Source organism: Leptospira bouyouniensis (assembly GCF_004769525.1).
Classification (GTDB): Bacteria; Spirochaetota; Leptospiria; order Leptospirales; family Leptospiraceae; genus Leptospira_A; species Leptospira_A bouyouniensis.
Genome location: NZ_RQFT01000009.1, coordinates 57,850 through 81,309 on the forward strand (window position 1 = coordinate 57,850; position 23,460 = coordinate 81,309).

Annotated in this window: 29 protein-coding genes; 19 read left to right on the forward strand and 10 right to left on the reverse strand. The window is 37.1% G+C overall.

Features of this window, described 5'->3' with window-relative positions:
• The first annotated feature begins 18 nt into the window (after nt 1-18).
• The 5 genes from EHQ43_RS10250 to EHQ43_RS10270 all read left to right on the forward strand — a co-directional run bounded on the left by EHQ43_RS10250 (nt 19) and on the right by EHQ43_RS10270 (nt 4,919).
• The gene (locus EHQ43_RS10250; RefSeq protein ID WP_135674902.1) at nt 19-282 is read left to right on the forward strand and encodes a hypothetical protein; all 264 of its coding nucleotides are present in this window, start codon (nt 19-21) and stop codon (nt 280-282) included.
• On the forward strand, nt 283-2,067 hold the full coding sequence (locus tag EHQ43_RS10255) for a hypothetical protein (protein WP_135771144.1): 1,785 nt from the start codon (nt 283-285) through the stop codon (nt 2,065-2,067).
• 3 nt (nt 2,068-2,070) lie between these two features.
• Nucleotides 2,071-2,520 carry a hypothetical protein gene (locus EHQ43_RS10260; RefSeq protein WP_108961308.1) on the forward strand — a complete coding sequence of 150 codons (450 nt, stop codon included), beginning with the start codon at nt 2,071-2,073 and terminating at the stop codon, nt 2,518-2,520.
• Nucleotides 2,521-2,522: 2 nt separating this feature from the next.
• A complete protein-coding gene (locus EHQ43_RS10265; RefSeq protein WP_135771145.1) occupies nt 2,523-2,957 on the forward strand; it encodes a hypothetical protein in 435 nt (144 codons plus the stop codon).
• A 246-nt stretch (nt 2,958-3,203) separates the two neighbouring features.
• A complete protein-coding gene (locus EHQ43_RS10270) occupies nt 3,204-4,919 on the forward strand; it encodes a hypothetical protein (protein ID WP_135771146.1) in 1,716 nt (571 codons plus the stop codon).
• A gap of 6 nt (nt 4,920-4,925) precedes the next feature.
• On the opposite strand, the gene EHQ43_RS10275 is transcribed toward EHQ43_RS10270, so the two are convergent.
• The 3 genes from EHQ43_RS10275 to EHQ43_RS10285 all read right to left on the reverse strand — a co-directional run bounded on the left by EHQ43_RS10275 (nt 4,926) and on the right by EHQ43_RS10285 (nt 6,491).
• The gene (locus EHQ43_RS10275; RefSeq protein WP_135771147.1) at nt 4,926-5,408 is read right to left on the reverse strand and encodes a hypothetical protein; all 483 of its coding nucleotides are present in this window, start codon (nt 5,406-5,408) and stop codon (nt 4,926-4,928) included.
• A gap of 115 nt (nt 5,409-5,523) precedes the next feature.
• On the reverse strand, nt 5,524-6,228 hold the full coding sequence (locus tag EHQ43_RS10280; RefSeq protein ID WP_135771148.1) for a hypothetical protein: 705 nt from the start codon (nt 6,226-6,228) through the stop codon (nt 5,524-5,526).
• Nucleotides 6,213-6,491: a hypothetical protein gene (locus EHQ43_RS10285; RefSeq protein ID WP_135771149.1), complete on the reverse strand. Its 279-nt coding sequence runs from the start codon at nt 6,489-6,491 to the stop codon at nt 6,213-6,215. Before EHQ43_RS10285 ends, EHQ43_RS10280 begins: the two co-directional genes overlap by 16 nt.
• A gap of 136 nt (nt 6,492-6,627) precedes the next feature.
• Here EHQ43_RS10285 and EHQ43_RS10290 point away from each other — a divergent pair, with 136 nt between their 5' ends.
• Together EHQ43_RS10290 and EHQ43_RS10295 are read left to right on the forward strand one after the other, a co-directional pair.
• Nucleotides 6,628-6,927, forward strand: a complete 300-nt coding sequence (locus tag EHQ43_RS10290) for a type II toxin-antitoxin system MqsR family toxin (protein ID WP_135771150.1) — start codon at nt 6,628-6,630, stop codon at nt 6,925-6,927.
• Between the two features lie 14 nt (nt 6,928-6,941).
• Nucleotides 6,942-7,376, forward strand: coding sequence for a hypothetical protein (locus tag EHQ43_RS10295; RefSeq protein ID WP_135771151.1), 435 nt, complete (start codon nt 6,942-6,944; stop codon nt 7,374-7,376).
• Between the two features lie 27 nt (nt 7,377-7,403).
• Here EHQ43_RS10295 and EHQ43_RS10300 read toward each other — a convergent pair whose 3' ends face one another.
• From EHQ43_RS10300 to EHQ43_RS10310, 3 genes are all read right to left on the reverse strand, one after another.
• A complete protein-coding gene (locus EHQ43_RS10300; protein ID WP_135771152.1) occupies nt 7,404-8,117 on the reverse strand; it encodes a hypothetical protein in 714 nt (237 codons plus the stop codon).
• Nucleotides 8,118-8,119: 2 nt separating this feature from the next.
• Nucleotides 8,120-8,335, reverse strand: a complete 216-nt coding sequence (locus EHQ43_RS10305; protein ID WP_135771153.1) for a hypothetical protein — start codon at nt 8,333-8,335, stop codon at nt 8,120-8,122.
• A gap of 243 nt (nt 8,336-8,578) precedes the next feature.
• Nucleotides 8,579-11,359, reverse strand: coding sequence for a DNA methyltransferase (locus EHQ43_RS10310; protein ID WP_135771154.1), 2,781 nt, complete (start codon nt 11,357-11,359; stop codon nt 8,579-8,581).
• Between the two features lie 120 nt (nt 11,360-11,479).
• Between EHQ43_RS10310 and EHQ43_RS10315 the strand changes: the two genes are divergently transcribed.
• Both EHQ43_RS10315 and EHQ43_RS19575 read left to right on the forward strand, forming a co-directional pair.
• Entirely contained in the window at nt 11,480-12,169 is a 690-nt protein-coding gene (locus EHQ43_RS10315; RefSeq protein ID WP_244242749.1) for a hypothetical protein, read from the forward strand.
• A 125-nt stretch (nt 12,170-12,294) separates the two neighbouring features.
• Complete coding sequence (locus EHQ43_RS19575) at nt 12,295-12,546, forward strand: hypothetical protein (protein WP_244242750.1); 252 nt, start codon at nt 12,295-12,297, stop codon at nt 12,544-12,546.
• Here EHQ43_RS19575 and EHQ43_RS10325 read toward each other — a convergent pair.
• Both EHQ43_RS10325 and EHQ43_RS10330 read right to left on the reverse strand, forming a co-directional pair.
• Nucleotides 12,543-13,943, reverse strand: coding sequence for a hypothetical protein (locus tag EHQ43_RS10325; RefSeq protein ID WP_244242751.1), 1,401 nt, complete (start codon nt 13,941-13,943; stop codon nt 12,543-12,545). The two genes, EHQ43_RS19575 and EHQ43_RS10325, sit on opposite strands and share 4 nt — an antisense overlap.
• Before the next feature lie 104 nt (nt 13,944-14,047).
• Complete coding sequence (locus EHQ43_RS10330; protein ID WP_135771156.1) at nt 14,048-15,892, reverse strand: hypothetical protein; 1,845 nt, start codon at nt 15,890-15,892, stop codon at nt 14,048-14,050.
• A gap of 6 nt (nt 15,893-15,898) precedes the next feature.
• On the opposite strand from EHQ43_RS10330, the gene EHQ43_RS10335 reads away from it, so the two are divergent.
• Genes EHQ43_RS10335 through EHQ43_RS10375 form a run of 10 tightly spaced genes read left to right on the forward strand, consistent with a single transcriptional unit; the run spans nt 15,899 to nt 22,860 of the window.
• On the forward strand, nt 15,899-17,146 hold the full coding sequence (locus tag EHQ43_RS10335; RefSeq protein ID WP_244242752.1) for a baseplate J/gp47 family protein: 1,248 nt from the start codon (nt 15,899-15,901) through the stop codon (nt 17,144-17,146).
• The gene (locus EHQ43_RS10340) at nt 17,143-17,781 is read left to right on the forward strand and encodes a hypothetical protein (protein WP_135771157.1); all 639 of its coding nucleotides are present in this window, start codon (nt 17,143-17,145) and stop codon (nt 17,779-17,781) included. The genes EHQ43_RS10335 and EHQ43_RS10340 overlap by 4 nt, the downstream gene beginning before the upstream one ends.
• 2 nt (nt 17,782-17,783) lie before the next feature.
• Nucleotides 17,784-19,637, forward strand: coding sequence for a hypothetical protein (locus EHQ43_RS10345; RefSeq protein ID WP_135771158.1), 1,854 nt, complete (start codon nt 17,784-17,786; stop codon nt 19,635-19,637).
• A 44-nt stretch (nt 19,638-19,681) separates the two neighbouring features.
• Nucleotides 19,682-20,221, forward strand: coding sequence for a DUF4376 domain-containing protein (locus EHQ43_RS10350; protein WP_135771159.1), 540 nt, complete (start codon nt 19,682-19,684; stop codon nt 20,219-20,221).
• A gap of 56 nt (nt 20,222-20,277) precedes the next feature.
• Entirely contained in the window at nt 20,278-20,943 is a 666-nt protein-coding gene (locus EHQ43_RS10355) for a hypothetical protein (protein ID WP_135771160.1), read from the forward strand.
• Nucleotides 20,940-21,590, forward strand: a complete 651-nt coding sequence (locus EHQ43_RS10360) for a M23 family metallopeptidase (RefSeq protein WP_135771161.1) — start codon at nt 20,940-20,942, stop codon at nt 21,588-21,590. The genes EHQ43_RS10355 and EHQ43_RS10360 overlap by 4 nt, the downstream gene beginning before the upstream one ends.
• Complete coding sequence (locus EHQ43_RS19580) at nt 21,587-21,745, forward strand: hypothetical protein (protein ID WP_167396560.1); 159 nt, start codon at nt 21,587-21,589, stop codon at nt 21,743-21,745. Before EHQ43_RS10360 ends, EHQ43_RS19580 begins: the two co-directional genes overlap by 4 nt.
• Nucleotides 21,738-22,139: a hypothetical protein gene (locus EHQ43_RS10365; protein WP_135771162.1), complete on the forward strand. Its 402-nt coding sequence runs from the start codon at nt 21,738-21,740 to the stop codon at nt 22,137-22,139. The genes EHQ43_RS19580 and EHQ43_RS10365 overlap by 8 nt, the downstream gene beginning before the upstream one ends.
• A complete protein-coding gene (locus EHQ43_RS10370) occupies nt 22,136-22,465 on the forward strand; it encodes a hypothetical protein (protein WP_135771163.1) in 330 nt (109 codons plus the stop codon). Before EHQ43_RS10365 ends, EHQ43_RS10370 begins: the two co-directional genes overlap by 4 nt.
• Nucleotides 22,462-22,860: a hypothetical protein gene (locus EHQ43_RS10375; protein ID WP_135771164.1), complete on the forward strand. Its 399-nt coding sequence runs from the start codon at nt 22,462-22,464 to the stop codon at nt 22,858-22,860. The genes EHQ43_RS10370 and EHQ43_RS10375 overlap by 4 nt, the downstream gene beginning before the upstream one ends.
• A 13-nt stretch (nt 22,861-22,873) precedes the next feature.
• Here EHQ43_RS10375 and EHQ43_RS10380 read toward each other — a convergent pair whose 3' ends face one another.
• Nucleotides 22,874-23,071, reverse strand: a complete 198-nt coding sequence (locus EHQ43_RS10380; protein ID WP_108961366.1) for a hypothetical protein — start codon at nt 23,069-23,071, stop codon at nt 22,874-22,876.
• Nucleotides 23,058-23,324 carry a hypothetical protein gene (locus tag EHQ43_RS10385; RefSeq protein WP_135771165.1) on the reverse strand — a complete coding sequence of 89 codons (267 nt, stop codon included), beginning with the start codon at nt 23,322-23,324 and terminating at the stop codon, nt 23,058-23,060. The genes EHQ43_RS10380 and EHQ43_RS10385 overlap by 14 nt, the downstream gene beginning before the upstream one ends.
• Between the last annotated feature and the right edge of the window lie 136 nt (nt 23,325-23,460).

Genomic DNA, 23,460 nt, shown 5'->3' on the forward strand with positions numbered 1-23,460 from the left:
TTTTGGAGTCTAGTTCCCTTGTCACTTCCCATGCAAGGGACTCAAGATTCTAACGTCGAAACAAAGCAAAAAGCTACAAAAGTCGTGGATTCTTCACCTAACAAAGAATTGGTAAAGGATCCAACTGCAAAATTCATTGAGTCCAAACCTGAACTTGCCCGTTATTCTATGGCGCAAGTATTCCGGGAGTTTTTGGTAAAGAACCATGAAAAGTTTAACGGTTTGAAGGCCAAAGATGATTACGAGAAAGCATTTCAGGAATTTTGGGGAGTGAAAAAGTAAATGGGCGTTTTAGGAAAAGCATTCGAGGGACGTTCTTACGTTCGACCAGGTTCGAGAGGAAAATTTCGTGCTAAGGATCAAATCCCTGGCGATTCTGTTGATCTATTCACTCAATTAATTATTGGGCAAGCCGACAATGGTGTAAATTGTAATGATACAAATTTACCAGATGACGAAAGATATTATATTTTTTACTCGTTCGATGAAGCGAAAAAAGTTCTAGGTGGTGGCGAACTTTTGGAAGCGATTATGCTTGCAGATACTCCATCTAGCGAAGATGATTTTGCACCTGGCCCACAAAGATTTATAGCACTCAATACAAGAGCAAATGTGGCTGCTAGTGCATCCATTCCATCATTAAAATCAGGGCAATCTCATACTCTTACCTTCCCTATCCCTGGTCCAAAAGGTAAAAAAATTCGATTCCGTAAAACGGTAGCGACTAAACAAATTGAGATTGGTGATAATGAAGGTATACTTACCTCCCCTGCTCTTGAACAAAAAGTTTTAACTATATCTTATTCCGGAGATGCGACTTCTGCGATTCTTTCCGTTAATGGAACCGCTTTAATTGTTACTTTGGCAGGTCAAAATGATGGATCACTTTCACTTTCTGTTCCATTTGCTGATTATCCTACAGCCATTGAAGCTGTAGATTATATCAATTCGATTCCATTCTACACTGCATCAATGATGTCCAATGCTACATTTCTGATGTCCAATTTGGATCATGTTGAAACTGAGGATGCAATTTCAGTAAAAAGTCCTGCCATTGCAACTGTCTATGCTGATTTGTTTGCTGAGAAGAATTGGATTGAATCTACAGGATTTGCAGTATTTACAACGGCAGCGACCGTTAAAAAACCTTTTGCAAACAATACAATATTCACCTACCTAACCACTGGTGGTACAACAGGTACGGAAGGAGTAACTGCAGTTAAAGATGCGATTACATTTGCAAAAAAAATTCCTGCAATGTATCGTAATATTCTCGCGTCCTCCTTATCTGACAAAGTGCATTTTAAAACCGCTTGCTTCGATATGATTTCTCCGGATGGAGGAAAGGAAACGATTGGTGGTTGTGGTGGGGATTTGTCGTTATCTGTTGACGCAAGGCGTGAAGAAGCCCGCACTTTGGGCGTTTATTGGATGAACTACGGCCTTGAAAAGTTCGTGGCTTTTGATCTTGCAGGAAATCAAAAAACTTATCCTGGTTATATGCTTTCTGTTTTAGATAATGCAATTTCTGCAGCAAACTCTCCTCGGCATTCCCCAACCTGGAAAGCACTCAATATCTTAAAAAGCGCAGAAAACCTGATTGATTCAGTGCGTGATGCATCAATTCGCGATGGAGCATTGGTTCTCACCAAGAATCCAGTCACGGGTGCATGGGTGATCGAGAGATCTATCACAACCGAACGAAAAGACAATATCATACTCAACGAAAAGAACAGTGTTGCCGTTGCACTAACAATGGTTCGTGAACTTCGGGAAGGATTTAATTCTCGGTTTATCGGTCGTTCAACGGTCGATGAAAATGCGAAAGTCCAAGGTGTGACAGTTGCAGACGTAAAGGGATATGTCGAACAGAGACTTCAATCCTTTGTTGAAAAAGGTTATTTGGTCGGATCCTCGGCTCTTGGTGTTGATGCATTCCAGAAAGATTTCATTGTCGAAGTTGACGGTGATACTTGGTATTTTAGATCGCTCGAAGGTACGGTGATCTCACCAGTGAATTTCATTTTCTACATTCTCTCTCTTGATACTCTCAAAGGAAGTGCATAAGCCATGCCAGATATCTCAATTGGTGACATACCAGATACTTCGATCCTAGTTGGATCCAATGCTCAAGTTTACATAGATGGAAAACTTGCTGCTTATGTGGATGATATTGATGTCGATGAAAACTATAACCAAACTGACATTCGAGCAATTGGTGATTTTTTCCCGAAGGATACAAAAGCATTATTCTTTGATGGCTCATTTTCTGGAAAAATGTGGGTTATCACGGATGAAAAAGATCCAGGCTCAATTGTAAAGTCTCTCCCTGATTTAACTAATATCTTAACTAAAAAAGGGAATTTGTGGGAATTTAGAGAAAAAAGTACTGGGAAAAGAATTATGCGTTGTGTAGCCAAACTCAATACTCGCAGAACAAATATTTCAACTACACAACCAAGTGTTAGAAATGTTTCCTTTAAGATAATTCGAATTCAACACATGGAAGGTGATAACTAAGTATGGGTCTATTCCCTGGAGTCGAAAGAGAATTCCAATTTGAAGTTGATGGTCATAAATTCGGAGGAAAATTCCCTCTTCCTTCCGATCGACGTAACATAGATGTCATTGTCTCACAAAGATTAGGTGGTGCTTCACTTCAGTCCATTCCTTCAGAGACCTATTCTGCCGAGTATGTTTTTGTAACATTAAACTATATTCTTACAGATAGACCGAGGGATATGGAAGGAATGGATTTTGCTGACATACCTGACGAGGAATTCATCCTCAAAGTTTGGACACAATATAATAAACTTCAAAAAGCCTATCAAGTAGGCCTAAAAAAAAATAACCGAACCGTCTTATCTACAAAAGCTTCTGGCAAACAACCTGGACAGCCTACTAAACCTATATCTTCTAAAAGAGTTTCGGATATTGCCGAGAGGCTACAAGACTAGCGAGGATTTCCAAATAGAGGAAAAACTCGCAATATTCATTGCAGAATCCGTTCGCCCCGACTTTGAACAAATTCAAAAGTATATGGGTATAAAAACAAAAATCGAAGAACTCGAGGACCGGCCTTTATCTTATTGGATAGATAATGGTATAAGCCAACTCTCAAAAGCAGACCAAGAAAGAATTGCCCGATCTAAACGAGAGAGCGAGATCATAGAACTAAAACAACAGATAGGAGAGGCATAGTCATGGCTGAAGTACTAATAGATGTAGACAGTATTGCATCGAAACTAGCGCAAAAACTCGGACCAGAAATGGTCGCAGAGATTTCTAAACGCCAAAAGAGTGCTGGCAGTGGTAACGATGATTCTAGTGGTGGATCGAAAAAGGGATCACCGAGTAAGAGGAAAGAAACGAAAAAAGAATCACTTACCGACAAAACAGTTAATAGTTACAAGGAAGGTGCAGAATTAAGCACTCTCGACCAAGACGCCTCAGAGTTAAGATCTGGAAGATTTTCAGGAGTCATCGGTAGAAGAATCGATTCGGCGAAAAAAATAAAAGATAAGATCCAAGAGGAACGTAAGAAACGCGCTGAAAAATACGGCGATGTTAGTCGATCGCAAGACGACAGCAACCATCTTGGAAATCAAATGTCTGGCCAATATGAAATCAATGGCCGTCAAAAATACAATATTTTAGAAGTAAAAGAAGCAAGAATTATGAATATCCACATGAAAGGAGGGTTAGGTGGTTCAGGCTCTTTTGGTGGAGGTGTATCTATTCCAGGACGAGATAATGGCCCTACCCCAGCTTCTCAAGTTAATCAACTTGGCAGCAACATGGAAAAACGCAATGAGGGAGTCTCAAAGGCAGGACAAGGATTCGCAAGCGGTATTGGAATCCCGGTTGTAGGAGCTATTCTAGGGGCAACGGTAGCTGCTATCTCTACAATGGGCGGTATGCACCAACAAGCCCTGCAGGCACAAGAAGGTACATTTAGCGCATATCGTGGGCAAGGCGGTAGACTCGGAAGCGGGATTACGAGCGAGAACGGTATAGTGCGGACGCCAGAATTAGCTCAATTGGGGATAGCGCGCGCGAGAATATTGGGAGGTGATCCAAATTCACAAATAGGGATGAACGCAAGATATGGAACGGGGTTAGGAGTCAGATTTGGTGTTACTCAAGGTCTCGGGGGTTCCGCAGGTGCGGAGCTGTTTGCAAAAATGAGAAAATTTGGCGGGTTCGATGAAAGTGAATCCTCTTTAAAGAAAATCATGTCTGATGGAATTCGATCGGGTTTCAATGGGCTTAGGCAAGCTGAGTTTATGCAACAAGTTACAGGGATATCAGAAAACGCTTATAATTCTGGCATGGGAATTCAATCAGCAGATAAAATCGCGGGTGCCTTTTCCGGTTTGAGTGGTGCTGGTATCCGAGATAATCGATTAAGTTCTGTTTATAGCGCGATGAATGATAATATGACCAAAGACGGAGGTCAAATGAATTCAATGTTAGTCGCTCACCATATGCAACAGAATGGAGGGGATTACTTAGCAGCAATGGCAGCGGCAGAAGAAGGTATGGGAAGTCAGGCGAATATTGGTGCGATCAATAAAATGACACAAGGAATGGATCCAAAAACGAAAGCTATTTGGATGAAAAAACAAGGATTAATCACTGCTACAGAAGGACAAAATTCAATTAGTTTAGGTAAAGATATCTTAACAGAAGCTGGAAAAACAACAACTGTAAGCTTCGAAGGTAGAGATGCAGGAAACGATGTTAGAAATGTTTCGGGCCAAACTCAAATTACACATTCAAATCAATTGGATGCAGCTGCTATGGGAGAAGCCTTTGAAGCTGCATATGCGGTTCAAAACAAAATATTTGATTTGATGATTAAATTAGCAAAATCTGGCAATGAGACCGTCGCAAAATTGAAGAGATATTTGGACTAATGTGATTCAGTCTTCCAATGTTTTTAAACCATTGAACTCAATAATTTTCATAGTCAATTTTATGTTACTTCCAATTTCATAGCTGTAGATGAAGTAATTCACTGGTGGGATTTGAAAAATTGCATTTATTTCGTATTTTTTATTGCGCAATGATTCTTCTTCGATTTTTTCCACTATAGTGGGATGGGTTAGCTGTTTTTTATCGCAGTTAATGGATGCTTGGCTACAAATTGAAACTTCCCCTATTCCGGAAAAAATTTTTCTATCTCCATACTCTTTAAATGTTTCTACGTTTAGGTCTAAGCACGAAAGTCCAAATCTTTTGTTATCAAATTCTCCACCTGTTATTTTCATGAAATCATTTGGGATTATTTGTGTCCCAACAGTTAACATAGCTTTCAATTTGTTTTGGACAATCTTTTCTAACTTTTTTGATTTAATTGATTGCCCATTGTCTCTAAGTTCACCTGCCTCCTTCCCTTTCGCCATCACTTCGCAGAACGCTTTGTTATCGAGGGTTTTGGAGAAGAGGGAGGAAGTAAGGAAAATGCTTAGTAAAATAAATCTAGTCATGGTTAGATTATTGGAAAACCAGCGAGAAGGGTCAATCCCATTCTAAGGTAGAGTACCAGCTTTCTAGTTCCTCTTTGGTTTCTATTGGATGTTTTTTCCCGAATTTACGATGGATTGCGTAATGATAAGGATCTAAGATTCCAGCAGATTGAACTTCACAATTCACGCCGGGGGCAAACTGATATTTCTTTACTGTTTGATTCCATCCTTTCCCAATCCAAATAACTGGTATGAGATTCCCTTTCGTCCCTCGAAATGCGAAATCTTCATTATTGTAATACTTACTTTCCTGATATTCTTTCTTTGTTTTAAAAACTAAACATTTTTTAGTTTCAAAATCAGTGGTTTGTAAAATTGCATAATCACGACCTCTTTTACTAAATCTCGTAACTTGGCTAAATAAAGTGCAAAATGTATACAACCATTTCCAATCAAAGTGGTGGCGGTTTTTAAGAAGATTAAATTGTGAATATAGCCATTTCGCAACTTCTGTTTCGATTTGATCCCGATGGTGATATCTGAAAAAGTTAATCTCTACATATTTAATTTTATGAAGAATTCTAGCAAAAAAACCCTCTGGTTCATCAATAAAGAGCGATTCTATATTTGTGCCAAGTTTTGGGATTGGATGAAAATATCTTGGTTTTTGTAGTTTCTTTCGATATGATATAGGAACGATTTGTTCAAATCGATTTGCAATGTTATCGAAATCATTCAGTATTATTTTTTGTGACAAGAAAGCGCACTTCCTGAAGCGCCGTAGCAAATTGAAGTGGAATTCTCACATCGAACTACCCCACCCATTGCGAGCATCCCACCTTCACTCTTTGGATTGGTCAATTCTGAAAGCATTTTAACTATAGGTGAGTCATCACCTGCAATAATTCTAATTTGCTTGCAGACCAAGTCATGCCCGGCGGCCTCATTCGGTTTTTCGTCTTTACTGAAAATGGAAGATGTAACTGATAAAAAGAAAAGAATGAATAGAAAATTTTTCATGAGCTAACTTAAGATTAGGCTAAAGTCTAGTCAAGGCCATTAGATATGGCTATCACCCGAATCCAGGACATCTAAAATTTCCAAATTGCGCTTTTTATTTACTTTACAAAATAAAGCAAATAAGTAAAGTTTATATGTGGCACCAACTTATTCATTGGAAAAAATAAAAAAGCTAATTCGAGAAAATAAATGCGGTATGACTGTAAGTGCCACTAAGGATGCTTTTGAGTATTTTACTTTGAATCAAGATGAAGCTATTGAAGAAGTTTTAGATTTAAAGAAGGAAAATTTTAAAAAAACAATGCCATCGAAACAAGTGGTAGGTTTATTTCAAGACGTATATAAAAAGAGTATTTCTGGAAAAGACGCATATATTAAACTGCAGATTTCAAAGAAAGGAGATGCGGTTATTATTTCTTTTCATGATTACACTTAAGAGGAGTTAAAAAGATGGCAAGGGATAAAGTTTGGGTTGATTGTCCAATTTGTGGTGAAGAAAAATCTATGGAATTTAGGAAAAACCAGGTTTTCAAAGTTTCGAATAAAGACATTGGAGAAATTAATGTTGGAGGATTATCTGGTTATTTTTGTAAATCCTGTTCAGAAGGTTTTTATGACATTAGTTCAAGGAATAAAATTAAATTTGCTATTTCAGAAGCAAAAGCAAAAGCATTATCAGAAATAGTGAAGGCTGCAGAAGTGGAAACTATTACGAGATTAGCTAAAGAATTACATACTTCAAAAACATATGCAATTCAAGCCATGCGAGAAGGAAAAGTTTCATCGGTTTTTGTTGCTGGGGAAATGCGTCCTTTTAAGAAGAGTATTGAGCAAGCGAAGGCATTATATTTAGCAAGAAAAAAGAAAAAACTGGTAAACCATTAAAATAAGGTTAACTCCAATATTACATTGCTAATTTGGTTTTTTTACCGCTTCTTCAAAACCAACGTCAATTATTTCGAAAAGCCTTTTTAAATGAGAGTCTGATTCGATGAAATTTCTGAAAGTATTTGGCTGTAATTCATTAGAATTATTTTCTTGAAAAAAAGTAATAAATTTCGCAGCATTCGCATCAGTTATTTTGCTGAAAGATTGAAAAAGAGCTTCTGTAAAGATTTCTTCCATCGGATAAATTACGGGGAACTTAGCGACATATTCTTTAGTAAATTTAAAGAATATAAAATGACCCAAAGGTGACGTATAAAAAAGTTTTTTACTCTGGTTTAATGAAGGATCATCAGCTTCTGTAAATAAATGAGGATTAGATTTACACAAAACTCTTTCTTTATTTAAAAAATATAATTCGAATGAATATACTTTACTCGGAATTATGTTATTTTTATTTTCATACAATGCCCGGTATAGGAAAACATAATGCCAATATTGATCGTATGCTTTCCCTAACTTGTCTGAAGTTTTTGAAAGGTCAACGTATGTATGAAAATCTGGAATCGATTTCTGTGTTTTATACGCCCATTCAGCAATTAGTTGTTTGTTTATTTTAGATCGTTCGCTTGCTAAAAGCTCTAGAGAATCTCTTAAACTTATTTTCGCCGTGTTGAGGAATTGATCAACTTTAGTTCTTGCCTCTTGATACTTATCCCAACTGTTGTTGCTAAATGCCAAATTTAACCTTTGCTACCAATAATTAGATCCTCAAGCGGATTTTTTTCGGATAAGAAATCTTCAAATAGTTTATCTGATAGTTTATTTTCCTCAAGAACTATATATGGGTTGTAAAGTTCAGCATGATTTTCTTCTTCTTTACTTGCGGCTCTGATTCCTGACAAAATATCTGAATCATCTCCCATAATTAAGTTAATTTCTTCGATTGTCTTAGTCATTTTCCTAATTTTCGATGCTCCTTAGCACCGCCTGAGCACAAAAAATCTGCTCTAATATAACTCGGTTTTTTCTTTTATTTAGACTCTCCGCTTATCGAACGGATATTAATCACCAAAAGGGGATTACGACCACGTTTTCTAGCGTGTTTCCTCAATCGTCAATTTTTTTTAGTATCTGCATTGAAAAAATTCAATTTTCTTTCGAATATTAACTTTTTCACCTAAAAAGCATATTTTTCTGCCTTAGCTAAGGCTCCTTTTCTTTCCCGGTGCTTTAATTTGCGAAGTCAGCGTATTCACATATTTCTCGTACAGCTCAAAAAGGAACTCTACTCTCTCAGATTCAGACTGGAATGGCTTCGACCGGTAAGCCTTGTCCACGGCTTTATCCAGCTTGTTGTGAGCATCTCTAAGAACTTTTGGCATGGTTAGTGGGTCGTAGAGATCAGCGAGTGAAGATTTAGGGAATTGAGCTCTTGCATCCAAAACCGATTGAGCAAGCAAATCGATTTCTTCCTTTTGTTTTTCGGTGGCATATTCTGGCCATGGGAAATTATTATAAACCAACGAATTAGAATATCTATAATCACTTTTAAGTCTACCTGCAATTCTTCTCATCCATGCATTATGCATCAATGATGTAAGAACTCCAAAATGGTACAAATTTGCTCCCGGTAAAGCAGTACAACTATCATTGACAATATGGTCTGGTGTGAAAAATCCAATGGGAAGATAAATTCGATTCTCTGAAGATGTTCGCGGAAATAGAAGGAAGTTTTGCTGAGGTTGTCTTGGCTCTGCAAATTGAGCTGGATAATTTCCCATTTCTTTCGTTTTTCCTTTTGTGCTTGATAATCGAAATTCTTTGACTTTTTGTATTCGATCTAAAACCTTTGGCATATTTTTTAAATCTTTTGGTTCAGATTCTGCAAGATAAAGAACATACCTATTTCTTCCGTTAATATACTCATCTCCGCTTAAAATTTTTCTGAAATATTTTTTGGCTCCAGGTTCGCTCTTTAAAAATTCGTCCATTTCTTCTTCAGTGAAAAGATAATTTCCATCATCTACTATTTTATTCCCATAGACCATCTCTGGTACGTTGCATATAGGTTTGCGCCTTGAAAGAATTACTGTATCGCTTCCTTCTGTAAGATAAGAATTAATGTTTGTTACATCTTTCGTGAATGGCTCTGCATTAATATTTTCATAAATGTATAATTTTGGCTTATTAGTTTTAAATTTAGAAAACCCAATAATTACACAATGTACTGCTGCTTTACCCGGAGCCTCGTTGGACCATTTAAATGTTTGGTGAGCAAAGTTTATTTTTATGCGATTTGAAAATAACCAAGGCCAAAGTTCACCAGCTTGCTCGCCTTGAGTAATCGAATTTGTTGAAACGAAAGCGACCTTTATATCAAAATTCGAAATATAATTTATAGTTTTGATATACCAACAAGATACATAATCTAACAAACCATATTTTATTCCTGTACCATAAAACACATGTTCCATGTCCTCTTTCTGATCATTCGATTGATTCGATTTACCTAAGAACGGAGGGTTCCCTAAAATAAAAGAAAGCTGGTTTGGATTAATTATATCCTCCCAATTCATTCTCAATGCATTACCGATATGAATTTTTGGAGCTTTTTTTAGAGGAAGTCTTACGTAATAGCTTCCAAAAGCATTACTAGCTTCTCTATTCATAAGATGGTCCATAATCCAAATTGCTGTTTTAGCAATTAGTGCAGGGAATTCTTCGATTTCAATTCCATAAAGTGAATCTACATCAAGCCCATTTAGCCATTCAATGGAAAGCTGCCTCATCCCTTGGTCTTCTTTTTTATTGAAAATAATTTCTAAAACTTTAATCTCTAATAATCTCAGCTCCCTATAACATAAAATCAAAAAATTTCCACACCCACAGGCTGGATCTAATATCTTTGTATTTCGAATTTTCTCCAGGAGAGATTCAAGCGCTTTGGTATTTTTCCTTTTCTTAGCATTTTCAAATTCTTCTATATATTCATCCAAAAAAAGACCATGAATAGTTTTCAAAATATTGTTTTCGCTTGTATAATGTGCTCCCAATTCTCTTCTTTCACCTTCTTCCAATACCGATTGGAATAGACTTCCGAAAATTGCCGGACTAACAACTGCCCAATTAAATTCAGATGTTTTTATTATAATGTCCCTCAATTTCTTATCAAATTGAGCAAAAGGAAGTCCTTCTTCAAATAGTTGTCCATTTATATATGGAAATTTTGAAAGATCTTCGTCTAAATTAGCCGGTCTTTTTTCAATCGGTGTATTTAGGATTTGAAAAAATTGAGCAATCCAAAGTCCTAAATCACTACCATCTTCCTTTGTTTTTTCCTTGAGAAAGAATAAAAAATCGTCCTTACTTGCAAAAATTCCAGTATCATCAGCAAAAAAGCAAAACATCAACCTAACTAGCATTAGTTTTAATGGATGATCTTTAAAGCCATTGCGTTCTAACTCATTGTGAAGAACTTTCATGAGATTTGCAGCTTTTATGTTGACTGGATCTTCATCTTTGTATTCCCGTTGTTCATATCCGAGTAAGAAATTAAATCGTTGAAGGTGATCTAGAAGATCTGTGATTTTAAATTCTATTGATTTTGTTTGGTCTGTTAAATTTACCAATCGAAGTCTTTCAAAATCGCAAACACAAATATAACTTGGAAGTTCTTCATCTGGTATGCCTCCGGTTAAACAGTAGTCTAATGCTTGTTTATATGCTTTATCTAAATCTTCGCCACGACTTTTCTGTTCTATCAGAATTGTTTTGGGCCAGAAATAGTCTATAAATCCCGTCGTTTGTTTTAAAGTTTTTGCTCTCTCTTCAAAGATCCCTACTGTCTTTGCATTTATCCCCCAAATATTAAAGAAATCTCTCCAGAATATTTGAGATTCCCCCTTTTCGTATTTGTCATCCTTATGGTCGTGAATAAATGAAATTGCTCTAGATTTGATTTCGTTAGGTGATAATGCCATCGGTATGCAAAATTGAAATACAAGGAACTAATGAGTCAACCAATTTGGATAATGTAGAGGCTCTCTTGTTTGATTCTTTTCCGTTGACAAATTACAAAATCCACGAATTTGTCCCTTCTCATGGCAGATTTCCCATCATTTGGAAGACAATTAAAAGTTGCTTTCGCTCCACCTGGACTTGCACAGCCAGGAATAATGAATGGATTGGAACTCGGTGAAATTGATTCTCTTAGTGGTGGGCTGATGAAATACCGAGCCGACATTCGGCTTTTTAATGGCCAGATTCTAAAGAAAGTGCGCCTTCCGGGACCTTACATCGGACTTTTGGGGTTTCTATCTGGATTCAAATTTGGATATAGAGAAGGACAAATGGTGCTTGTTGGATTTCTCCAAAATCGTAGGGACAATCCGATAGTCATCCAAGTGTATCCTTTCGCAGCAGAGACAAAAGGAAAAAGTTCACTTCTCAAACATTCTACACAATTCGATTCTGAAGAAACATCCGTCGGTCATGAATCTGGCCATCGAACAAAATGGGATAAAAATAAAGTTCTCTTTAAAGATAAATTAGATACTACCAGAGTCCAAATCGATCACACAATCCCACCAATCCTAAACTCTCTGGAAAAAGCTGCACAAGGAGAAACTTTGAAATCAATCCTAGAAGAAATCTGTGATGAAATCACTAAACTCACAGTTCAGTGTACAGCTCCCGGGACATCGAGCTTAACGCCAGATAACGCTGCCAAGTTTCTTGTAATTAAGGGAAAATTGAACACAATCCTTTCCGAGGTTTTAAAACACTACTAATGAATTTTTGGGAACACTTCGAGATAGACAAAGACCATTTACATGATACCAGTTTTTCGTTTGTGAAAGCTAAAACTAAAACTAGGCATTCATGCGAATTTTGCTCAGCTCATTGGGGAACGGTAGTGAGACTTTTCAAAAGTCAAAGTGATTTTGAGAATTCAAGTTTCTATGGTGGTGAAGATATTGTAAAAGGAGATCCAAAAGCAAAAATCGCTGTGTGGCCAGGAAAAAATAACGTAGGTAGAGATAAAAACTCATATTGGTTATGCGCTCCTGTTCATCCACTTTGCGGCTGTGAAATTGAAGTTGAAGATACTATTCATGAATCAAAAGAGGATTTAGAAGACTGGTATTCAACTTTAGAATGGGACTAGTTTATTTCCCAATCCGCGTTTTCGATCCTTTTTCCCCATTTAACCATTGTTTCTTGAGTTGCCATTCCTGAACCAGGTCGCCAGGTTACTCGAACACCGGTCACATAAAAATTAGGATGATATTGTTTGATTTCTTTGTGTAGAGAATCGGAAAAGCCATCATCATCCGTAAGACGCATGATTTGTCCTTTGCACAATCCACGAAAATAAAATCCAGAAAAGGAACCCGTGAATATTCGTTCGCCTGTTCCAAATGTTTCGTATAATTTCTCTTGAATCTTGAGGAGGGACGCAATATTGCCTGTTTGTGAACCTGGCGCTTGCAGTTCCGGAGGCATCCCTACTCCATCCATTGTAATTTGCATCACTCTTTGTCCAAATTTAGCTAGTAAAGATGGATTATATGTAACTGGATTTAAAGCAAGTCCGGTGATGGTATCTTGGATCCCGAGATTCACATGAACACCAGAGAAAATATCCTCTTGGGATTCGGTGAGGTCAAAACTGTTGAATTGCGATTCAGGGACCTCTGAAGAGATCCCCAAATAAGGTAGGAAGAAATCGTCTTCCAACTTATCAAATGGGGTTTTCCGAAAAACTAATTTAGCAAGCGGAAGATCTGGCGTATAGTCATCAGATCCTAATAGACCAAAGCCATTTGATTTTTTCTCAATTGGTGGAGTTGTTTCGCCAGCATAAAGAGCGCAATCTTGATCGTAATGGAAGAAAAGTTCATATAGCGGTGATTTTGCGATTGAAGCCATTAGCGACCAGATCGAAAGAGAATTTCCGAAACTCTGATTGTTGATCCATTGAACTGTATGGATAAATCCTATTGTGTAAGACAGTTTATCGAATTTGTAACTAACGAGATCCCGAAATATTTCTCCTCCGTAATTCCCATTGGAAAGCAGTGTTTTAATTGCAGCATCCGAAAGTGATTCAATAATTCCGCTAGGCGTTTTAGATTCAGAAATCACTTCGGAAATTATATTTAGCGCCGCTTGGATTTTAGGAATTGGCAAATTGGAAACACTTTCAGCAGATTGTCCCGCGATATTGGGGCCAGAGTTGTCGAAATCTATAAATAAGGTTTGAGACTGGATACAGTCTTCCATCCCTCCCCCGGAAATCACATAGCTTTGCTCTCCAGATACATTACTTACGTGATTGGCTGTTTTAATTCTTCCAACAAACTTAGTTTTTTGTGATTCAGTAATTACTATGAGCTCACCAGTTCGCAAAACTTCGCGAATGCGAACTTTCCCAGCATAGGTAGTAATAATATTACCCGTTGCACCCTTTGCGAGAGTTAGAGTAAAGTTACTATTATCAACGGAATCTACATAAGTAAGAGAATCTATGTATTCTCCAGGAATTTCGATCGGAGAACGCATAGCAGCGATTTCCCCTGTAGAGAGCCTTCTTGATAACCTACTTACAATATTCGGCACAAACCCAAATAGAAAAACTTGAAAATCTGGTTTGATGGCATTAACTTTCACTCAATTAAGCCTCTAACTCTTCTTAACTTAAAGGATTTGAAATCACCAATTGGATTAACCTTTACAATGTAAGAGATTGCATCAGAATCAATTGAGAATTCTACAATATCTGCCGTTTGAACACCCAAGTCAGATTGTATATCATCTAGAATTTTTTTAGGGATTACTAAATTGAGAAAATCGTCTGGCACAGATCCAGGTTTGGGAAGAGCTCCGATATCTGGATGCATTGGGATTTGACCTGGAAGAATTCGCATTTTATCAAGGAGCCCATCAACTAAACAATCGATACCTTTCGTCGTACTTATATCTCCGCCTTTTGTTTCGATATCCCGGTCTGCTTTTAGAGCTATATCTTCACCAAACAAAAATTCTTCGAGCAATTCCTGAGTTTTTGAATTCGATAAATTATTCAAAAGATTTCTTTCAAGATAAACGCCAGTATCCCTTTGATTATAAGTAACGCTCGTTGGAACTTTGATCGACATTCCAATGATTTCTTCATTTGATTTTCCAATAAGTCTCGGATCATTTTGAATGAGTAAATCAATTCTATCTGGAGAACCAAAGTATTTCCTCGCAAGAATTTCTAACGTTTCTCCAGGTTTTACTTTTATGTAAGAGGAATTTTGCGCCAAATTTTCATTATTTGCGAGCATCAAGACCGTTGAAATAGTTCCAAGTGCGATCTGAATGTTTAGAACCGATAAAACAGCGGGATCCACAGCTGCTTCGATTTCAAAATCACTAACTGCTCCAGATGTCAGAACATTGTCTAAAACTGAATTTGGGATTTCTTGAGCATCAATTTCAGCTTGGGAACTAGTTGTACTAACTGGAACGATAGGTATATCTAGAGCTCCGATGGAAGGAACTGTTTGATTTGGGAATAGAGATTGCATTAGTAATTCTTGAAACTGATTGGTCTTTTTCTTGAGTGGCCCACCTGCTTTGGAGATTGCACGAAGAGATTCTTTGTTTGTTGCTTCGAAAGATTTTAGAGCATCTTTCATTCCTTCCGCTAAATTGGCAATATCGGTATATAGTTCAGTAATCCCTTTCAGGTAACTAAGTGGCCCAGATAAATCAGAAAGAAATTCTTCAAAAGTAACCAATACACCTGAAACCATTTGTTTAAGATCTGGGAGTGGAGCACGCCGATTCTTCCCACGGGCAGACTCATCTTTGACTCCGATAAAATTTAAATTCCAATACCAAGTATGGGGATCTTCTTTCGATTGTGATATTTTGAATCCATTCTTATCGAATGCGACTTCCCAATGTGAATCACGATCATAATCATGAAAAACCATCTGGATATCTTCAGAGTTAAAAGATTCCGTACCAAATGCAGATGCGACGCTATATATATCAAAAGCATTTGGATAAAATGAACTGAAAGTCGGAACTCGAGATTTGAATTTTTCTTTATCCCGAGCTTCCTGCATAAGGTATACTAAATCAAAGAAGTCTAAATAACCTGCTTTCTTAATGGGATTTAAATCTTCCAATTCTCCAAGAAGTGTATTCCCTACACCTGCCAATCCTGGCATTGGTTTCCTAACGGGTTTCCCCGTATAATGCGCGTATATTTCTCCAGACAAGCTTATTTGAGAAATTCCATTTCCATTATCAACTACCTGCGCACCATTGTAAGTTGGTGTCACAGAAACATTATAAGTGAACGTATGATCCATCCGGGAGAGTCCAAGTAGAAAGAAATACTCTCCCAAAGTGATATTAGGTCCGTATTTGACACGGGATAGAAATTCTACTGAATATGCACCTGTGGCAGAATAGCCACCAGTGTTATTTGTTACGCTCGTCGCAAGAGATCCCATTGGGGAATGGACAAAGCATCTATTCCCTTAGAAAATCAACTCATTTACATCAAAAATGCTTGCAAAATGAGTCCATTAGTTCCCTTGTCACTTCCCATGTCTACGGCGTATGCACCTCGAACATTTCTAGCCTACTTTTCCAATATTATGGCTTATATTGTGGGTGCAGGAGTCCGTCTTACTAATTGGAAACCAGGTTCCAGGATCAGAACATTGGTAGAAGCAATCGCGTTACAATTATCGAGAGGTGATGCTGAATTTTTTGCCGGATACCAATATGCAAGAGACAACGCTTGTTATGACTCTTTCAATTTCGGATTGCTACCTGGTAACAAAGCAACAGGTTACATTAGGTACAATCATACAGGCCATACCTCAAATATAGATATCCCCATATTTGCGATTTCACTTTTTGGAATTACATACAAAACAATTCAGCCAACTACTCTTCTCGTTGGAGATACTTCGGTTGATATTGATATAATCGCTGATGAGTTAGGGACCAAAGGAAACTTGGTTCCGTTAGAAATAGATACGGATCAAGGGAAAGGTGAAATCTATAATCCTATCGATCCGAATGAGATCCTTACTTATGATAGGATTTTCAATCCAGTAAATATTACCGGTGGCACAGACCAAGAAACAGAAGAATCAAGACAGGCAAGATGGCAAGAATTCATCACAAATCTTGCACGTTCTACTCTGTCTGGTATTAGATCAGCTGTAAAGTCTGTCCCTGGTGTAGTCGATTCTTTCGTAACTGAAAATATCAATCCATATACAGGTGACCCTGAAACTGGATGGATCAATGTTTATATTTCCGACGGTACAGGAAGTGTGGATCCATTGATTGTTGCAGCTGTTAGAAACAAGATCGATGGAATTGAAGGGACCGATGAACTTGGATACCGGGCAGGTGGGACAACTCTCTATGTAGGTAATATCTTAACTCAAGCAATAAACGTAGACTATGAACTTGATGTTCTACTCACAAGTTCAGTTTCTAACGCAACTTTTAAGTCACTTGTTGAGACATCGATCTCGAATGCCGTGAACCGACTTTCGAATGGATCGGATGTATTGCTCGATTTAATGAGAGCAGCCGCTCTAAATTCGCACCCTGATATTTTAAGGATCCGTTTCCTTACTCCTTCGTCCGATGTGTCTGTACCTTCTGGGGCTCTCCCAAAGATAGGTGGAACTGGTGGTGGTACAATTACCAACTCAGCTATCAATAGGATTCCAAGACCATGATTTTTGATTATTTATCGCTTTTTGGCCGATTTGGTAAAGTTTTCAAAGCAATTCTTTACGATTCAGATAAAACAGAAAAGCAAACTATCTCGAATATCAATGATATCAATAAAGGTGGAATTCATAATGCCATTGAATGGCATATGCGAGTCATTTATAGACTGTTAGATGAATTTCCATTAACTCGAGCGAAAGGCTTCTTGCTTAGAGATTGGGGTAGATTTCTTGGAATTGTAAATGATGAAGGTTTGGGAGACGACGATTATAGAGCAAAAATCATCGCCAGGCTACTATCAATCGTAGGTACTAAAAACATCATCAAAGGGCTAATTCCTGAAACCTCGGATGTTTACTTAAGAGAAGGAAACCAAATGGGTTGGTTTTTGGATGTCTGCTATTTAGATACGCCAGCATATCCAGACAAAATGGTTGGTGCTGTTTTTGCATTTCAACATAACGCACTCTATATATTATTTCGAACTTTATACGATATTAACCTTCCATTACTTCGATCGATTTACGAATTGAAATCGGCTGGAATTGGAGTCTTTGCTGGGACAATAGTTGAACTCCCAACATTGACACAAATGTATTTAGATTATGGATTTATAGATAGAGATTATTTCGGAGAATAAATATGCCAATAGTAACTGTTCCAGTCACCACAAGCACTAGAAAGAAAACAATTTACAATTCTAATCAAAGGGTTAATGCAAAAACCATTGGCAATATTCCAGGATTAGAGGATGATTTAGTGCTCTACCCAAAGTCTATTGCGATGATTATTCGTGAACTCTTTGATGTTTTGCCAACAGATAAACAATTTTTCAATGGGAACGTCGAAAGTTTTGATACAACAGAAATCGTAACGAAAGAAGGTGCATACCTAGTTGGAGATGACATCTATTACCTTGAAGCATTAACTCTCGCGCCAACAGCAGCAGGCTTTTGGGGGTTTTTCGAAATTGAGCTTGAAGCTATTGATTCAGATCCTGCAAGTTTACAATTCTTCGACGTATCTACAAACACGGTTAGTCAGCAAGTTGTCAATACAAGGAAGTCTTACAATATTAAAGTCTACGAAAACTATAATACAACTGCCTCCTTTCCTACTCTCACTCCAGGTCGAATCAAATGGATTGAATTCAAGAAAGATGCTGCATTCGGAAATATAATCGAAGTCAAAAAGCTTCTCAATTCAGTTGTGTTGCCTAAAGATAAATCTGGGACCGTAGCATTATTAGAAGATCAAACATTTATTGGACTAAATGATACACCAGTATCGTATTCAGGGCAAAATGGGAAATATCCTAGAGTTAATTCATCTGAAGATGGAATTGAATTTGCTAAGCTACCAGGATTAATTACTGGAGGTCTAATGTTCAATAATGCAACTACGCCTCCTTCTCTCTCCTCCGGATTTTATGGTATAAATGGAAAGTTGATTGAAAAACCAACTGATGTAGCTCTTACATTAACAGATACAATTGCTCAAGCACGACAGACATTTGAATCATTTTCTCAGTATTTGATTCTTATGAATTCGGTTGGAGTTGTGAAATACTGTCTTTATGGTGAATCACAGGTAGCTTCCGGAACTATCAGTTCTATTTCAGGAACAGGAACTACGAAAACAATTAACTTTGCAACTGGCACATTAACAAGTGGATCAAACAAGATTCTTGTGATTACAGGGAATAATGGAGTAAATGGCATATTCAAAATTGCATCAAATCCAACGTCTTCATCTGCTACATTTGAATCTGTGTCTTCTGTTATTGGTGGTTCATCTGGTACTTGGACTGTTTATGAAAGGATTTCGACCCTTCATGGCGTTGGTTCGAATACAGCAATCACAAACAATACTGATGTGTTAAAATATACCCCTTCTTATGGTGAGAATGGATGGGCAACAGGTATAGTTTCATTCGATCATTCAAAAAACGGTTTTTACTTAAATATTCCCGGACTTACCGAATTTAGAGTAATTGGGAATTTCAGGACAAATGGTTCATCACAAGTCATTAGCGATTTGGTAAGTCACAAAAACGGTAGAAATAAAAATGATAACGATTTTAAAATTCACACAGATAATGGTCTTGGTGGTACAAATACCACAGTGCAGCGTTTCTCAACTATCGCTAAGGCATTTGGTTGTGATTATGTAGTTATCAATGATAACTCAGCTAATGGAGCATCTTGCGAAATAAAAAGGTCTGGCTACTTCTCTGGTTCACATACTGGTGGTAACAACAGCACAAATGCATTTTTGGCAATTTCAATTAATGCTAATGGATATTTAAGTACCACACCAATATCAATTCCTCCTGAATTTTTAATCGGTGGATTGACCCATCAAACTTCAGCTTATCATGGTTCTATGTTTTCTACGCGTGCTGTCTACTCTGGAGATATATTGAGACCACAGACAAACGCTCGTGGTAACTATAATCCGGCAATTACAAGTTTTGATGGTTCTCTAATTCTGTAAAATGAACATAATCAACAAATTTAAATTAAACCCGGAGTATTTAAATGAATATTTATAAAAAAGATAATGAGATTCTTGTTAGCCTAAATGGGTGTCCAAGTGGATGGCAGATTCTTGGATTCGATCCATTAATTACCGATGAAAATAAAGACTTTGTAATAGGCTTTAATAACGGGAAAGCTACTTTCAATCTTACTGCTATTAATGCAAAAATTCAAGCCGACAAGGAAAAGGAAATCAATAGATTGAAATCGGAAATAATCCTTTATGCCGAATCTATCTCTAATGATGGAGTATCCTTCCTAAACAAAAAATTTCAGGCTCGCGAAACAGATCTCAATCGGATGAATCTCGCCATTTCCAAAGTATCACTTGGTGGAACATTTCTTGGTGCTTGGCGTGCATTTGACAATACTTGGGTTGAGATGTCTATTGAACAATTGACACAACTTGCTTTATTAGCTGCCTCACTATGGGAAAACAACTTCAAAAAATCTAGAATTATTATCGATTTATTATCGGAGATGACAATAGAAGATTTAAAAAATTACAATATTCAGGCGGCTTGGGATGCAATCAATTAACAAGCCAATTAAGAATATTAAGTTCAATTCAAATTCTCATAAGGAAGGAAACTAAAATGACCTTTTGGGATTTTGCTCACTTGCATTTCTTTGAATTATTTTTTCTGTTACTCTCTATAACTTTCATTTTTGCAATGATTTTCTGGTTTCTTGTATTTTTGATTAATAAGTATTCTTTGAATCTCACATCAAAATGGTTAAACTTAAAATCAGAGAAGATTCCTCTTTCGGAATACGTATCTAGAGATACACTTGTATTTGGACAATTAAGTACACTCAGAGAATATTCGAATGCTGAGATAGCGGCAGTCTTTTCACTCCACAATGGTGGAAAATTCAATAACGGTATTTCCGTTCAAAAATGGTCATTAACACATGATTGCTGCGCAGATGGATCTTTTCCGTTTTACGATAAAAGCTTAAAGTATCGGGACCAATTAATCTCACAAACTGATTGGGTAGCGAATGCGATTATTGAAGATTTATATTTTTTAGATATTTCGACTATGCGAGAAATATCTGCCTGGCGCAGGGAATTTGTACGCAATTCAATTGTTTCATGTGTATTTAAACTCGTACAAACAAATGACGCGCAGGAACTTATTGTTGGGTTATTCTTTAGAGATACCATAATTGATAAGTCCACTTTTGATTCAAAAAAGCTAATCGAATACTCTGACCGAATTTCATCAATACTCAAAACAGGAATGGATAACTTATGAACAAAATTCTAAATTTACTTCTACCAATTTTAAGATTAATTCTTAATCACGAAAAATTACAGAAGAAATCAAATAACTGGAACGACTCCGCTATCGCCTCGAAGAAAACTGAGACCTTACGATCTGAGATCCCAATTCCAGAAACCAGCGAGGAACCTAAATTTTTCCATCCAGTTCGGATTGTTTCTGAAAGAGTTACATCACCGTATGGATATCGAACTTTGAACATTGATGGGAAAGCAATCAGGCAGTTTCACATAGGAACTGATTTCGGAGGTTCTGGGCCGGTGTATGCTGTGGAAGATTCGATTGTTGTGAAGGCTTTGGCTGCCGACAAAAAGCATCCAGTTAGATTTGCAAAACGCGGGGGAACCTGGGTAGATCTTATCAAAGCAAATGAAATCCCATCCGATCGTGCATGGACTCCATATGTCATTTTGAAAGGAATTCATACAGGGAATGAATACAAATACAAACACGTAGATCCATCGGTTGAAGTAGGTGCAGAGATAACGGCTGGTACTGAAGTAGGTAGAAGTGGGAATTTTGGCTATTCAATTGGAGCTCATTTACACTTTGAAGTTTGGAAAAACTCAAAGACAGTAGATCCCGTTAATTTTTTAAAATCTTTGGAACTCGTAAAATGAATTCTGTCGAAGCAATTGCGGAAGGATATAGGATCTTGTGTTTGCACAAAAATCTTCCGCAAGAGGCTAAGGATCTCATGGAAACTTTGATTAGAACAAACTTCAAATTAGAAAAAGAAATTTTAGAACTCAAAAAAGGAAAAAACAATGGTTGAATTTTTATCTTCGGCAATCCCTCAAGCAGTCACATCGACAATCTACATCGGCGCAGTCATTATTGTATCTCAGGCTGTCTTTCGATTTATTCCGATCAAAGCAGTCCTCTTGCACAAGAAGCGAATGGTATTTATCATCGCAACTTTGATTGCGATTCCTCCAAATATTCTTTATTGGATTACAGCTCCAGAAAACTTCCAATACTGTGTTGATTTTTCATTCGTACAGGATCCTATCTGCACTGAACTACCAGGTTGGACTCTTTCTCTATATCAAAGTGCATTTTTATTTTTGAGTTATCTTCTTTCTCAATTTCTCTATGACAAACTCGCTAGAAAAATGTTTGAGAAAGTTGGTTTTGTCCCTAAACAAATCGATGAGGAAATCCAATGAAACTAATCGAACGATTGCGGCTTTTGATTCAAGCACATGTGCCTGGGCTTATTTTCTGTGTAATCGGGATTTTAGCTATTCTGCTTTTTAGGGAATCATTAAAAGACCTTTTTCATTCACCGCGGATCCCTGTCGTAATTCAAAACTCAGGTAAAAAGGCTAACTATGGACCCGATATCACTTTTTTAGATTGTCTAGGAATCCAACACTCTTGTATTTACGATAATATTCGTTCCGGAACAGAAAAGTATATCATTGAAAATTGCGAAGACGAAAACTTTTGCACTTTAGAAAGATCGAACAATATAAATAGGAAACGAAAATGAAACCATTTCTAATTTTATTATTCTTATTTTGTGCCTGCTCAACACAGCCGAAAAAAATAGAATACTCCCCTTCTTCACAGGTTGGATGCATGAATATTCAAGAAGTAAAAACAAGACTTGCCTGTATAGGCCGACTAGTTAAACAACTGGAAGGTATTCGTAATGCAGTGATCTCTGTAGAAGTAGAGAATTTGGAGAGGATAGATTCTGAATATATAAATACAAAGGAAACTTATTGCTTCACCTCCCAGGAGACCGGAGAAAAATATTTATGCTTCGAAACACAAGTCGCAAAATATGATCCAACAACACTTGGGAAAATTTATTCATTTGGAATAAAATTTGGATTTGGATTCATAGTTGGAATAGTTACAGGGATCGGAATATCAAATTAAACTTACCTAAGTCTCAAATGGGATTTAGCTCTTTCGGAGGATAGAACCCTTCTATCTCCGGAAGAGTTGCTGTAAAAAACCATGAAAAGATAATTACAGAATTGGTTTCCTTATCGACAGATATTTTTATCAATTCGCGGTCAATTCCATCATAAGTTCGGAATACCATACCTGCGACAGGTACCACTTTATTGAATTCACTTATTGTCATTTGGTAAATCCTGAAAACTTGCTTCTACTAAATATTGATAAACTAGACCGTTAGCGTTTGGATCTTTAAAGTGGAGCTGCATTTTGAGTCCAATAAGTGGCATACTCTGGTCAATGGAGGAATGCAATTTACCATCTTCAAGGGTTAGTCTCATTCTTTCGAATACCTTTTCCAATTGTAAATATACCTCTCGAGAACCTTCTATCCCAAGTAACGAATCCATTTCTTTTTTATTTTGCCACGTATTGTCCATCGATTACCTTCTGCATTCTATCAGCTATTTCGTTAAAACCCTTTTCGATCCAATAACTCACTCTATCCTCCGAACATAAGAGCTCATACTCGGAATGGCATTTCCAGCATTGGCAAACGATTAAGTTTTTATCACA